Below are 12,869 nucleotides of genomic sequence, written 5' to 3'. Positions count from 1 at the left end.
AGTCAGAGCAGAGATTCGATGGCTGCAACCAGTGCTGCCGCATCGGGGGTGACGGTGGGGCGGAAGCGCCCGGCCACCTTGCCGTCGCGGTCGATCAGGAACTTCTCGAAGTTCCACTGGACGTCGCCCGCGGCGCCGTCGGCGTCGGCGGTTTCGACCAGGGTTTCATACAGCGGGTGCTGGTTTTCGCCGTTGACGTCGGTCTTCGCCAGCAGCGGGAAGTCGACGCCATAGGTGGTCGAGCAGAATTCCTGGATCTCCTCGGCGGTGCCGGGTTCCTGGCCCATGAACTGATTGCTCGGCACGCCGACCACGCTGAAACCGCGCGGGCCGTAGGACTTCTGCAATTCGACGAGTCCGGTGTATTGCGGCGTCAGCCCACATTTCGAGGCCACGTTGACCAGCAGCACTACCTTGTCGCCAACCAGCTCGGACAGCGTCGCGGATTCACCGCTCAGCGTCTGTAGCGGTACGTCTCGAAGATTCATTCGTATCGGACCTGCCAATTCTTGATTCCGTTGATCCACCCCGATCGCAACCGTACCGGATCGGCCACCTGAGTGATCTTGGGCATGGCGTCGGCGATGGCGTTGAACATGAGGTCGATTTCGAGGCGGGCCAGGTTCGCGCCGACGCAGTAGTGCGCGCCGGTGCCGCCGAAACCGACATGGGGATTGGGATCGCGCAGAATGTCGAAGGTGAACGGATCGGCGAACGCGTCCTCGTCGAAGTTGGCCGAACCGTAGAACAGGCCGACCCGCTCGCCCTGCCGGATCGGCGTCCCACCGATCTCGGTATCGGCGGTCGCGGTGCGCTGGAACGCGGTCACCGGCGTGGCCCACCGGACGATCTCGTCGGGCGCGGTGCGTGGGCGCCGCTGCTGATAGAGCTCCCACTGCTCCGGATTGTCCACGAATGCCTTCATGCCGTGCGTGATGGCATTGCGTGTTGTTTCGTTGCCCGCCACCGAAAGCAGGATGACGAAGAAACCGAATTCGTCGGAACCGAGCGACTCGCCGTCGACGTCGGCATGTACGAGTTCGGACACGATATCCCCCGCCGGCGCACCGCGCCGCTGCTCGGCCATGTTCCAGGCGTAGCCGAGGATTTCGGCGGAGGCGAGCGCGGGATCCCCGTAATCCGGGTCGTCATAACTGAGCATCTGATTCGACCAGTCGAACAACTTGCGCCGGTCGGCCTGCGGCACGCCGATCAGCTCGGCGATCGCCTGCAACGGCAACTCACACGCGACCTGTTCGACGAAGTTTCCGCCGCCCGATTGTTTCGCTTCGTGCACAATGGCATGCGCTCGTTCGGTCAGGGCAGCGCGCAATCCTTCCACCGCCCGCGGCGTGAAACCCTTCGTGATGATCTTGCGGAATTTGGAGTGCTTCGGCGGGTCCATGTTCACCAGCAGCACGCTCGCCGCCGCCGACTGCTCCGGCGTGGTGGCGTCGGACGGCCGGATGATCGAGCCTTTCCGCTCGGACGAGAACAGCTCCGAGTTGCGCGAGATCTCCTTGACGTCATCGAGTGTGCTCACCACCCAGTAGCCGCCGTCGCGGAACCCGCCGGAGTGGTCATCGGCCTGCGGGTTCCACCAGACCGGCGCGGTCCGGCGCAGCATCGCGAATTCCTCGACGGGCCTTCGCGTTTCCCAGAGCGCCGGATCGGTGAAGTCGAATCCGGCCGGCAACGACGGAGTCGCCACGGCTACCTCCTCAGATGGGTACTGCGAACCGCGCCTCAGCGCAGTCTTGTTCGGCGCATCAGCCGCAAGGACAGCAGCGTGATCTTCAATTGCTTCTCGTACGGCTGCCCGGAGCGGGCCGACATCACCTGGCGCTTGAGCACGCCGACGTTCACCGTGTCGGTGTACTTCAGCAGGCCCTGATCGCCGTGCCGGGTCCCGACGCCGGACTGCTTCAGCCCGCCCGACGGCGTGCCCTTGGCGGCGTAGGTCGCCACGAACCCGTCGTTGATGTTGATGTTGCCCGCCTGGAGCTGGGCGGCAATATGGTTGGCGCGGGCCAGGTCTCGGCTCCACACGCTCGCGTTCAAGCCGTAGTCGGTGTCGTTGGCGAGCCGGATGGCTTCTTGCTCGTCGTCGAACGGGTAGACGCTCACCACCGGGCCGAAGGTCTCCAGCGTCGCGTGCGTCATCTCCGGAGTGACGCCGGTCAGCACGGTCGCCTCGTAGAACGCGGGACCGATGTCGGGGCGCACCTTGCCGCCGGTCAGCACGGTGGCGCCCTTGGCGCGGGCGTCATCGACATGCGCGGCAACCCGATCCCGGTGCTGCACCGACACCAGCGAACCGAGTTCCGGCGTGTAGTCGTAGGCCGCGCCGATCTTGTCGTTCAATTCATCAGCGGCAGCGACCAATCCACGCACGAACTCGTCGAAGCGGCTGCGATGCACGTAGATCCGTTCGATGTGCATGCACGCCTGGCCCGAGTTGGCGAACACCGCGAACGCCGCGCCGGCGATCGCGTCGTCCAGGTTCGCATCCGCCAGCACGAGCATCGGGTTCTTGCCGCCGAGTTCCAGGCTGCAGCTGATCAGGTTGCGCCCGGCCTGTTCGCCGACCATGCGGCCGGTGGCCGTCGAGCCGGTGAACATGACGAACTCCACGTTGTCGATCAGGCTCGGCCCGATATCGGGTCCCTCGCCACACACGACCTGCACCAGCCCGCGCGGCAGCCCGGCCCGGTGCAGCAGTTCGACGCCGTAGAGGACGCACAGCGCGGTCTTGTTGTCCGGCTTGAGGATTACGCCGTTGCCCGCCATCAGCGCGGGCATCGCGTCGGACAGCGCGATCGCGAACGGGAAGTTCCACGGCGCGATCACCGCGACCAGCCCCTTGGGCCGGTGTTCCTCGGTCGAGGTGGTCACGATCGGCATCGGACCGCCGCGGCGCTTCGAACGCAGCACGCGGCGCGCGGTTTTCAAGTAGTGGCTGATGACCATCGGCACGTCGCACGATTCCTCGACGGCCATCCGGCGGGTCTTGCCGCACCCGATCTGGATGAGATCGGCGATGGTCTCGACCTCGGCGAGGATCAGTTCGTGCATCCGCTCGAAGACTTGCAGCCGCCGTCGTAGCGGCAGCGCGGCCCACTCCTGTTGTGCCGCACGGGCAGTCGCGGCGGCAGCGATCACGTCGTCCGGCGTGGACTGCGGGAGCACACCGACCGGCGCGCCGGTGTAGACCTCCACCATCGAGTACGGTGCGGCGGTACCGTCGGCGGCGACCAGACCGGTCAGCCGGTCGATCAGCGCTCCGGTGATCCGGGCAGGCAGCGTGGCCGTTGGACTCTTCGTGGTCTCTGTACTCATCAGGACTTCTCCATGACGTGCGGAATCGCCGCAGGTATCGGGCCAGGTGCTCGACTCGAATTAGAACATGTTCCTATTGCGTGGCGTGGGCGTTCGCGCAGTCTCATGGATCAGTCCGTCTGATAGTCCGGTGCGCGCTGTGCCGTGTAGTCCTTGGCCCAGCGATAGTCCGGTTTGCCGCTCGGGGCTCGGGCGATGACGTCGGCCAGCCAGATCTGCTTGGGCACTTTGTAACCCGCGAGGTGCTGGCGCACGTGGGTGTTCAATGCCGCGAAATCGACGGGTTCGGCGACCGAGACGACGGCGGCGACCTGCCAGCCCCACCGCTCGTGCGGTACACCGACCACCACGGCGTCGTAGATCCCGTCGTGCGCCTTCACCACGCCCTCGACCTCTTCGACGAACACCTTCTCGCCGCCGCTGTTGACGACCATGTTGCCGCGACCGAGCAAGGTCACCGAGCCGTCCTGCTCGATGCGCGCGCGATCGTCGGTGACCACGATGCGCACACCGTCGACGGTCTTGAACAGTTTGTCGGTCTTGACCGGGTCCTTGTAGTAGCCCAGCGGGACAGACCCGTTCTTCGCCAGCCACCCCTCCTCGCCCGGCTGGACCGGTCGGCCGTTGTCGTCCACGACGATCGAACCGCGACCGGTCCGGACTCGCGGCCCGCGACCGGGATTGTCGTCTTTCTGCGCGAAACCTATTCCACCGAAACCGGTTTCCGATGAGCCGATCGAGTCGGTGACGACCACCGACGGAAACAGTTCCAGCAGTTCGTTCTTCACCGGTTGCGACAGCAGCGCGGCACCCGAGCCGATGGCGAGCAGTCCCGATGCGTCGACCGGTGCGGCACGGTAGGCGTCGAGCAGCGGCCGCGCCATGGCATCGCCGGTGATGACCATGACCTGTGGGCGGTGCCGAACGACGGCCTGCCACACTCGATTCGCATCGAATCGGGGCTCGAACAGCACGGCGTTGCCCGACCACAGCGCGGCGAAGGTCGGCATCATGGCGGCGGCGTGGATCAGCGGCGGCAGCACGAACCACATGCTCTGCTCCCCCTGCGCGCCGACACGGGACTGCTCGTATTCGTCGGCCACCGGTACGCCGGTATAGAAGTCGATGCCGCCGCCGAGCACCCGCCACATGTCCTCCTGGCGCCACATCACGCCCTTGGGCAGGCCGGTCGTGCCGCCGGTGTACATCATGAACAGGTCGTCGGCGCTGCGCTGCGGGAAATCACGCTCGGTGGAACCGGCGGCGAGCGCGTCTTCGTAGTGCACGGCGTCGACCGGTGGGTCCGTGTCCGCGGTGTGGTCGGGCACCACGATCCGGTGATGCAGCGACCAGACCTGTGCCGCTGCCTCGTGCACCGCCGGTGCGTAGGAGGCGTGGTAGACCAGTGCTCGCAGGTCCGCGTTGTCGTAGACGTAGCGCAGTTCCTCGACGCCGTAGCGATAGTTGATATTGATGGGGACGGCTCGAACCTTGAAGCAGGCGAGCAGCGTTTCCATGGTCTCGATGCCGTTGTGCATCTGGAACCCGACATGGGTGCCCGCGTGGATCCCCGCTGCCGTCAGGTGTGCGGCCAGCCGATTCGCGCGCGCGTCGAGCTGCGCGAAGGTCAGGCGGCGGTCACCTTCGAGTAGTGCCACGCGGTCGGGCATCGCGTCGACGGAATGCTCGAACAGGTCGGCGAAGTTACGTGCCACGGCAATTCACTCTCTCGATACTTCTCACACCACCGTGAGCGGCAGCGGGATGCCGCGGTCGGTGAAGGCAAAGGCGGCCCCGGTGCTGAATCGGGTCAACGCGACCTCGGTCGACTCGCGGGAGGGCTGATCCGCGCGGATGATCTCGATCGTCAGCGCGCGATCGGTGGAATCGACTGTCTGCGCGGCGAATCGGGGGTTCACCGCGCGGGCCATCGCGTCGAGGGGCGCGAGGTGATCGGCATCGATCATCGCGGGCCAGGAACCGTCCGACTCGGCACAGCTTGCACGTGGAATCGTCAGCTGGAGCGCGCCATCGGCTTCTACAACGCTGATGTCTGTGTACGCCAACGGGTTCCAAGCCGGATGAAGGCGAAGCACCATCGCTAGCGCGACCATGTCGTCGCCAAGCTTCAGTGCCTTACACAGTCGTTCGGCGGTAAGCCCGGCGATGCCAGCGAATTGCTTGCGGCCCAACGCGATCGCTGCGGCGGGATCAAGCCGGGACCGCAGTGCGACCAGGAATCCCAGGGTCAGCAGATGATGTTGCAGGCACACCTCGTCGGCCATCCGCACCAACGCCGACTTCGAGAAGTCGGCGAAGCGAAGATCGCTCAGCAACGGGCCCGAGTAGTCGGACTGCCCCTCATCCGCTGGATCGATGTCGGCGAGCACCACCCGCGCAGCCGCGGTGGCCGCTATGCGGTCGGCGTTCGGCGGCACCGGCGGCGGTACGTGCGCCGCGTCGATGGTGACCGTCCACGCGCACATCGGCTTCCGGTCCGCCGGACGCCGTGGCGGGCGATGGACCGGCCGGACCTGAGCGCGCGGATTGGTGGCGAGCGCGGTGGCATCGAAGGTCGGATCCTCGATGTCGTGGCACATCGCCAGCACGAATTCGTCCCCCATCGGCTCCACATCGAGCAGCGCGCCGCAGTGGTCGAGCCAGAACTCGCCGTGGTCCCGATCGTCGACGCGGAACCGGAAATCCATGAACTGCGGTGGGGCGCCGATATCCAGCTGCAAGCCCTTGAAGATGGTGACCACATCGTCGCCGGTGAACCCGAACGCCCGTTGCATGCGCCGGGTGTAGACCGGACTGGCCAGCTGCCACTCCTCGATCGCGACGGCGGTCATCCCGGTCCGGCCGAACGCCGCGATGGTGTGTGCCATGCCGGACCGGTCGATCAGGTGGCCGCACAGCAGCAGTTCGGGCAGCAGCGTAGCGAGCTGTGCCCGCGACAACTGCTCGAAGTTGCTCCCCGACATGGCATTCACCACAGCGAGGCCGGTGATTCACCGATCGGGTACCACCCCGGCAGTGGACCGGAGACCGAACGTTCGATGCGCTGCTGCATGCCGGCGGGCAGTACCTTGCCGGTGATCATCTCCATGAACATGTGCGAGACGTTGCCGAAGTCGAAAAAGTCGCGCTGCCAGGACCATTGGAAGTCGCCGCCGTAGCGGAACCAGCTGCCGCCGATGCCCTCGGGCGAATAGTGCCGCCCGTCGGGGCGTTTCACCTCCGACACCTGTTTCCAGAAGCCGATGACGGTGCCGTTGCGGTCGTCGACGACGAACTCCTGGTATGGGTAGGTCCAGCCGTCGAGTCCCTGCATCTCCTGGCCGAGGGCGAGGTCCCGGATCTCGTCGCGGCCGACGGCCATGAATTGCTGCGCGGGACCATAGTTCCAGCCGTAGGTGGCGTCCTCGGTGTACATCTCGGCCAGGGGTTTCCAGTCGCCCTTTTCTTCGCAGCGCTGGTTCTCGATCAGCCACCGCCGGACCATCTCGTCCAGCTCGTCACGCGGGAAACCTGTCATCACCGGGCACCTTCCGTTGGAGCGATCGACAGTGCTTGCGTCGGGCAGTAGTGGATGGCCCGCTCGATGTCAGCCCGATCGGCCGGGTCCGGCACGTCCACCAGGATTTCCACCTGGCCGCGCTTGGGCACCCGAAAAGCGTTCGGCGCCTCGTCCTGACACACGGCGTGCCCCTGGCACAGGTCCAAATCCGCGATGATTCTCACTTCTTGCTCACCTGGGCTTCCGGCTGGACTTCGACGAGCACGAGATGCGCACCGCGCGGCGTGCACACCACGGCAACCACCGCGGCGGCAAGATCCGACGGGCGCAGCATGTTCGGATGCCGGGCGAAGCCCCAGTCCCGCCACGACTCCAGCAGTGGTCCGATGACCTCCGGGGTGGAGTTCATCCCCATTCCGGTCAGCGTCGGGCCGGGTCGCACCAGGGAGGCTCGAATCCCGCTGCCTTCCAATTCCATTCGCATCTGCAGCGCCATGGCCTCCAACCCGGCCTTGGCCGCGCTGTAGGCACCGGTGCGCGGACGTGGCTCGGTGGCGCAGTCGGAGCTGATCAGCACGACGTCACCGCGCTGCCGGTCGAGCATGCCGGGCAGCACCCGATGTACCAGCCGATGCGCACCGCCCAGATGCACCTGAACCTGATTCAGAAAGCGCTCCGGGTCCATCTCGTGCACCGGCGAGAACTCGATGTCCCCGGCGCTGGAGACCAGAATCTCGATGGGGCCCAACGCATTTTCGGCCGCAGTGACGAATTCATCGATCGACGCGGCATCGGTGACGTCCAACCGCTGCGCGAAGGCTTCGCCGCCGTTGGCGCGAATCTTGTCCGCCAGTTCCACGCACTGGTCGACCCGGCGCGCACCGAGCGCGACCGGATACCCGAGGTCGGCCAGCGCCGCCGCGGTGGCGGCGCCGATCCCTGACGACGCTCCGGCGACCAGGACCGGGCGGCGGGCCGGATGGGGTTCGAAACGCGGCACTATCTCGCCTCCACAACAATCGGCAGCTTGGCGAAGCCGCGCACATTCGAGGAGTGCACGCGCACGATGCCCGCCTCCACCACGTCGTAAGACCGCACCCGGCAGGCGAATTCGCGCAACGCGACCGCCGCCTCCAACCGCGCCAGGTGCGCGCCGAGGCAGTAGTGCACGCCCGCACCGAAACTCGCCAACCCGGCCTTGTCGGCCCGGTCGATACGGAAGGTGTCGCCGTCATCGAACACTGCGGGATCGCGGTTCGCCGAGCCGATCAGCAGCAGCACTTTCGCACCGGCGGGGATGGCGCCGCCGTAATAGTCGAGCTCCGTGGTGGCGGAGCGGGCGATCACCTGGCTGGAGGTGTCGTAGCGCAGCGTCTCCTCCACCCAGTCCGATACATGCGCGGGCTCCACCGCGACCTTGGCGTACTCGCCCGGATTCCGTGCGCCCCAGTACAGCGCGTTGCCCAGCAGCTTCGTGGTGGTCTCGTTGCCCGCGACCACCATCAGGAACAGGAAGCCGATGATCTCTTCGTCCGACAGTGTGTCGCCGTCGACTTCGGCGTCCAGCAGCGCCGAGGTCAGGTCCGCGCTCGGCGCGCGCCTGCGCTCGGCCACCATCTCGGAGTAGTAGGTGAGCAGCTTGATCGAGGCCTCGATCGAGGCCTGCGGAATGTCGAGCACCCCGTCGTCCCGATGCACGACCAGGTCGGCGAGCCTGCGGATTTCGACACGGTCGCTCGCGGGCACGCCCATCAGCTCGGAGATGACGTCCATCGGCAGTTTGCCCGCGACCTCGTCGATCCAGTCGAAAGATCCGGCGGCAAGCGCGGGTTCGAGGTAGGACAGCGTCAATTCCTTGATGCGGCCCCGCATTTCGGCCACCCGCTTCGGCGTGAACCCCTTGTAGACCAGCCTGCGCATGCGCAGGTGCCGCGGATCATCCATGGCGAGGAACGACATCACCCGATGCGCATGTGGACCCCAGGCGGCCGGATCGAGGGAAACACCGTTGGCGCTGGACAGCCGTGTGCTGTCGCGGAATCCGTTGGTCACGTCGGCGTGCCGGGACAAAGCCCAGAAATCCAGCTCGGCGTTGTAGTACAGCGGCGCCTCGGTGCGCAACCGGTGATACGTCGGATACGGGTCCTCATGGAACCGGTAGTCGTACGGATCGAACGTCAAGGGTTCCAACGCGGCCGTCACCACACCCACCCGATATTCGAGAACAAGTTCCCCCGAGCTGTAACCCGCATCGAACCGGGCAGCGACAGATAACTGGACATGTGTCTGGACAGTACCACCGGCCCTTACCTCCGACAACGTTTCCACTGGCTTACCAACACCATTGCGCACAATCCGGTCGACCCGCCCGGGAACCGGAGAGAATCCACCACAACCGCGCGACGCTTAGCCCAGAATGACAGAGTTAGAACCTGTTCTTGCACAAAATCGGGGCGCGTGACTATATTCCGTACACGTGTCCAGACAGCATCGGAGAACCGCATGACCAGCCTGCTGCCCGCCGACGGTGCGCGACTGCTGATCGGCGGCAAGCTCGTCGAGGGCGGGGACGGCTTCTTCGCCACCGTCAATCCGGCGACCGAGGAGGTGCTCGGGCACGCCGCGAACGCGAACGCCGCGGACATGGACGCGGCAATCACCGCCGCCCGCACCGCATTCGACGACACCGACTGGTCCCGCGACCACGCCTTCCGCGCGCACTGCCTCGAACAGTTGCGCACCGCACTGCAATCACACATCGAGGACCTACGCGAGCTGACCATCGCCGAGGCGGGCGCGCCCGCCATGTTCACCCGAGGCCCGCAACTGGAGGGTCCGGTAGCCGACCTCGCCTACTCCGCCTCGCTCGCCGAAACCTACAGCTGGGAAACCGATCTCGGTGTCGCGGAGCCGATGGGCATCAAGACCCGGCGCGTGTTGCGCCGCGAACCCGTCGGCGTGGTCGCCGCGATCACCCCGTGGAACTTCCCACACCAGATCACCTTCGCCAAGCTCGGTCCCGCGCTCGCAGCCGGAAATACCGTGGTGCTCAAGCCCGCTCCCGACACGCCCTGGTGTGCGGCGGCCGTCGGCGCGATCGTCGCCGAGGAGACCGATATTCCGGCCGGTGTGCTGAATATCGTGACCTCCGCCGACCACGGGCTCGGCGCCCAACTCGCCGAGCATCCCCTGGTCGACCTGATCAGCTTCACCGGTTCGACGCAGACCGGACGCGCGGTGATGCGCGGCGCCGCAACGACACTCAAGAAGGCGTTCCTGGAACTGGGTGGCAAGTCGGCGTTCATCGTGCTCGACGACGCGAATATCGCGGGAGCCTGTGCGGTGGCGGCCTTTTCGGTGTGCGTGCACGCCGGACAGGGCTGCGCGATCACCACCAGGCTGCTCGTTCCCCGCGCCGCCTACGACGACGCGGTGCAGGCCGCCGCCGCGACCATCGCCGGCATCGAGCCGGGCGATCCGGCCAGCTCGCGGACCGTGTGCGGGCCACTCATCTCCGAACGGCAGCGCGCCCGAGTGGAGCGTTATCTGGACATCGCGCGATCGGAGGGTGGCCGCGTCGTGGTCGGCGGCGGTCGGCCGAAGAACCTCGCGCGTGGCTTCTTCCTCGAACCGACACTGATCGCCGACGTACCCAACACCGCGACCGTCGCCCGCGAGGAGATCTTCGGCCCCGTGCTGGTCGTCATCCCCTACGACGGCGACGACGACGCCATCCGCCTCGCCAACGACTCCCCTTACGGCCTGTCCGGCTCGGTCTGGGGCACCGATCCCGAGCGAATCCGCCACGTCACCAACGGCGTACGCACCGGGACGTTGAGCGTCAACGGTGGCGTCTGGTACTCCGCCGACGCGCCCTTCGGCGGTTACAAGCAGTCCGGCATCGGCCGGGAGATGGGCCTCGCCGGGTTCGAGGAATACCTGGAAACCAAGCTGATCGCGACCGCCGGATAAGAGGAGCACATCGTCATGGCCCGTTTCGCGGGAAGATCCGTCATCGTCACCGGCGCCGCACAGGGCATCGGCGCCGCGTACGCCGCCGCGCTGGCCGCCGAGGGCGCGAAAGTCGTTGTCGCCGACAAGAATGCCGAGGGCGGTCAGGCCACGGTAGCGAAGATCGCCGCCGAGGGTGGTACCGCACTGTTCGGTCAGGTGGATGTGTCCGATCCCGAATCCGCCGCAGCGCTGGCCACATTGACGGTCGCCGAGTTCGGCGGCATCGATCACCTCGTCAACAACGCCGCCATCTACGGCGAGATGAAGCTCAACCTGCTGCTCACCGTGCCGTGGGACTACTACAAAAAGTTCATGAGCGTGAACATGGACGGCGCGCTGAATATGACCCGCGCGGTCTGGCCGCACATGCGCAAGGCGGGCGGCTCGATCGTCAACCAATCATCCACCGCCGCCTGGACTTACTCCAGCTTCTACGGCCTGGCCAAGGTCGGCATCAACGGCCTGACCCAGCAGCTGGCGTTCGAGCTCGGCGGCTCGAACATCCGAATCAACGCCATCGCACCGGGTCCCATCGACACCGACGCCACCAAAGCGGTGACGCCGCCGGCGATCGTCGAGGACATGGTGAATCGGCTGCCGCTCAAACGAATGGGCACACCGGCGGACCTGGTCGGCGCGTGCCTGTACCTGCTGTCCGACGAGGCGAGCTGGGTCACCGGACAGATCTTCAATGTCGATGGCGGACAGGTGTTCCGATCGTGAGCGAACCGAGAATCGGCTTCATCGGCCTCGGTGCGATGGGTGCGCCGATGGCAAAGCGGCTGCTCGACTGGCCGGGTGGACTGACCGTGTGTGACGTACGACCCGAGGCCCTCGAGCCCTATACCGACGAAGGGGCCGAGGCCGCCCCCTCGCCGGCCGAGGTAGCCGAACACGCCACGGTCATTTCGGTCGCCGTGGTGAACGACGCCCAGGTGCGCGACGTCATCACCGGCCGCGATGGACTATTGCGCAGTGCCGCACCGGGAACCGTGGTGGCGGTGCATTCGACGATCAGCGACCGGACCGCCGAGGAACTGGCGGCCGAATGCACCACGCACGGTGTCGAACTCGTGGACGCACCGGTAAGCGGCGGCAGACCGGGCGCGGCGAAGGGCACTCTCGCGGTCATGGTCGGCGGCAGCGACGCGGCCTTCGAGCGTGTCCGGGCACCGTTCGGCTGCTTCGCCGATCTGATCGTGCACGCCGGACCGGTCGGCGCGGGCACGCGAATGAAGCTGGCGCGCAACCTGATCCACTTTATCTCGTTCGCCGCGACGACCGAGGCGCAACGGCTGGCCGAGGCCGCCGGACTCGATATCACGGTGCTCGGCAAGGTGGTTCGTCACTCCGACGCCGTCACCGGCGGACCCGGCGCCATCATGCTGCGCGACCGCACCGCGCCGATCGAGCAGGGCGACTTCTGGCTGCCGATCCTGCGGCACGTGCGCGACCTCGGCGAGAAGGACCTCAGCCTCGCCCTCGCCCTCGGCACCCGGCTCGATATCGCACTCCCCCTGGCCGAACTCGCGCTCGAACACCTCGGGCCCGGTCTCGGCGTCGGCGCATCCGAAAGGCAATCATGACTGACAACGGTTCCGCCGATTCCGTGCGCGAGCGCGGCCTGGCCAAGATGGCCGAGGTGTACGGCACGGAGTTCCAGGACTACCCCGGCAGCCACTTCGCCGTCACCGCCGATCACCTGTTCGCCGACATCTGGTCGCGTCCCGCACTGTCCATCCGGGACCGGCGACTGATCCTGCTCGGTGCTCTCACCGCACAGGGGGCCATCGACACCGCGGGCATCCAGATCGGCGCCGCGCTACGCAACGAGGAACTCACCGAGGAGCAACTGCACGAGATCGCGGTGTTCCTCTGCCACTACGTAGGTTGGCCGAACGGCACCAAACTCGACCTCCTGGTGGGCACCATTGTGGCGCAACAGAAGAAGGCCGCCCGCAAGCAACAATCCGATCCCACCGAGTGAAGGACCCGA

General features: G+C 66.4%; 13 protein-coding genes. 4 read left to right on the top strand and 9 right to left on the bottom strand.

Annotated features, from left to right (window positions below):
* Positions 1–2: 2 nt before the first annotated feature.
* The 9 genes from ABZ942_RS31990 to ABZ942_RS31950 form a co-directional block, all read right to left on the bottom strand.
* Positions 3–488, bottom strand: a complete 486-nt coding sequence (locus tag ABZ942_RS31990; RefSeq protein ID WP_357388553.1) for a glutathione peroxidase — start codon at positions 486–488, stop codon at positions 3–5.
* Positions 485–1,711, bottom strand: coding sequence for a cytochrome P450 (locus ABZ942_RS31985; protein ID WP_357388551.1), 1,227 nt, complete (start codon positions 1,709–1,711; stop codon positions 485–487). Before ABZ942_RS31985 ends, ABZ942_RS31990 begins: the two co-directional genes overlap by 4 nt.
* 35 nt (positions 1,712–1,746) lie before the next feature.
* Positions 1,747–3,339, bottom strand: a complete 1,593-nt coding sequence (locus ABZ942_RS31980; protein ID WP_357388549.1) for a succinic semialdehyde dehydrogenase — start codon at positions 3,337–3,339, stop codon at positions 1,747–1,749.
* A 110-nt stretch (positions 3,340–3,449) separates the two neighbouring features.
* Complete coding sequence (locus tag ABZ942_RS31975) at positions 3,450–5,054, bottom strand: acyl-CoA synthetase (RefSeq protein WP_357388547.1); 1,605 nt, start codon at positions 5,052–5,054, stop codon at positions 3,450–3,452.
* A 24-nt stretch (positions 5,055–5,078) separates the two neighbouring features.
* Positions 5,079–6,323: a hypothetical protein gene (locus tag ABZ942_RS31970; protein WP_357388545.1), complete on the bottom strand. Its 1,245-nt coding sequence runs from the start codon at positions 6,321–6,323 to the stop codon at positions 5,079–5,081.
* A gap of 5 nt (positions 6,324–6,328) precedes the next feature.
* Complete coding sequence (locus ABZ942_RS31965; RefSeq protein ID WP_357388543.1) at positions 6,329–6,877, bottom strand: nuclear transport factor 2 family protein; 549 nt, start codon at positions 6,875–6,877, stop codon at positions 6,329–6,331.
* Complete coding sequence (locus ABZ942_RS31960; protein ID WP_357388541.1) at positions 6,877–7,083, bottom strand: ferredoxin; 207 nt, start codon at positions 7,081–7,083, stop codon at positions 6,877–6,879. The genes ABZ942_RS31965 and ABZ942_RS31960 overlap by 1 nt, the downstream gene beginning before the upstream one ends.
* Positions 7,080–7,859, bottom strand: a complete 780-nt coding sequence (locus ABZ942_RS31955; RefSeq protein ID WP_357388539.1) for an SDR family oxidoreductase — start codon at positions 7,857–7,859, stop codon at positions 7,080–7,082. The genes ABZ942_RS31960 and ABZ942_RS31955 overlap by 4 nt, the downstream gene beginning before the upstream one ends.
* On the bottom strand, positions 7,859–9,064 hold the full coding sequence (locus ABZ942_RS31950) for a cytochrome P450 (protein WP_357389018.1): 1,206 nt from the start codon (positions 9,062–9,064) through the stop codon (positions 7,859–7,861). Before ABZ942_RS31950 ends, ABZ942_RS31955 begins: the two co-directional genes overlap by 1 nt.
* A 297-nt stretch (positions 9,065–9,361) precedes the next feature.
* Between ABZ942_RS31950 and ABZ942_RS31945 the strand changes: the two genes are divergently transcribed.
* Genes ABZ942_RS31945 through ABZ942_RS31930 form a run of 4 tightly spaced genes read left to right on the top strand, consistent with a single transcriptional unit; the run spans position 9,362 to position 12,860 of the window.
* Positions 9,362–10,831 carry an aldehyde dehydrogenase gene (locus ABZ942_RS31945; protein ID WP_357388537.1) on the top strand — a complete coding sequence of 490 codons (1,470 nt, stop codon included), beginning with the start codon at positions 9,362–9,364 and terminating at the stop codon, positions 10,829–10,831.
* Positions 10,832–10,846: 15 nt separating this feature from the next.
* A complete protein-coding gene (locus ABZ942_RS31940) occupies positions 10,847–11,596 on the top strand; it encodes an SDR family oxidoreductase (protein WP_357388535.1) in 750 nt (249 codons plus the stop codon).
* Positions 11,593–12,459 carry an NAD(P)-dependent oxidoreductase gene (locus ABZ942_RS31935; protein WP_357388533.1) on the top strand — a complete coding sequence of 289 codons (867 nt, stop codon included), beginning with the start codon at positions 11,593–11,595 and terminating at the stop codon, positions 12,457–12,459. Before ABZ942_RS31940 ends, ABZ942_RS31935 begins: the two co-directional genes overlap by 4 nt.
* On the top strand, positions 12,456–12,860 hold the full coding sequence (locus tag ABZ942_RS31930) for a carboxymuconolactone decarboxylase family protein (RefSeq protein WP_357388532.1): 405 nt from the start codon (positions 12,456–12,458) through the stop codon (positions 12,858–12,860). The genes ABZ942_RS31935 and ABZ942_RS31930 overlap by 4 nt, the downstream gene beginning before the upstream one ends.
* Positions 12,861–12,869: the final 9 nt, after the last annotated feature.

The sequence above is a fragment of the Nocardia sp. NPDC046473 genome (assembly GCF_040645995.1).
Taxonomy (GTDB): Bacteria; Actinomycetota; Actinomycetes; order Mycobacteriales; family Mycobacteriaceae; genus Nocardia.
The sequence above is the reverse complement of the archived record's forward strand: the minus strand, read 5'-3'. Positions and strand labels throughout refer to the sequence as shown.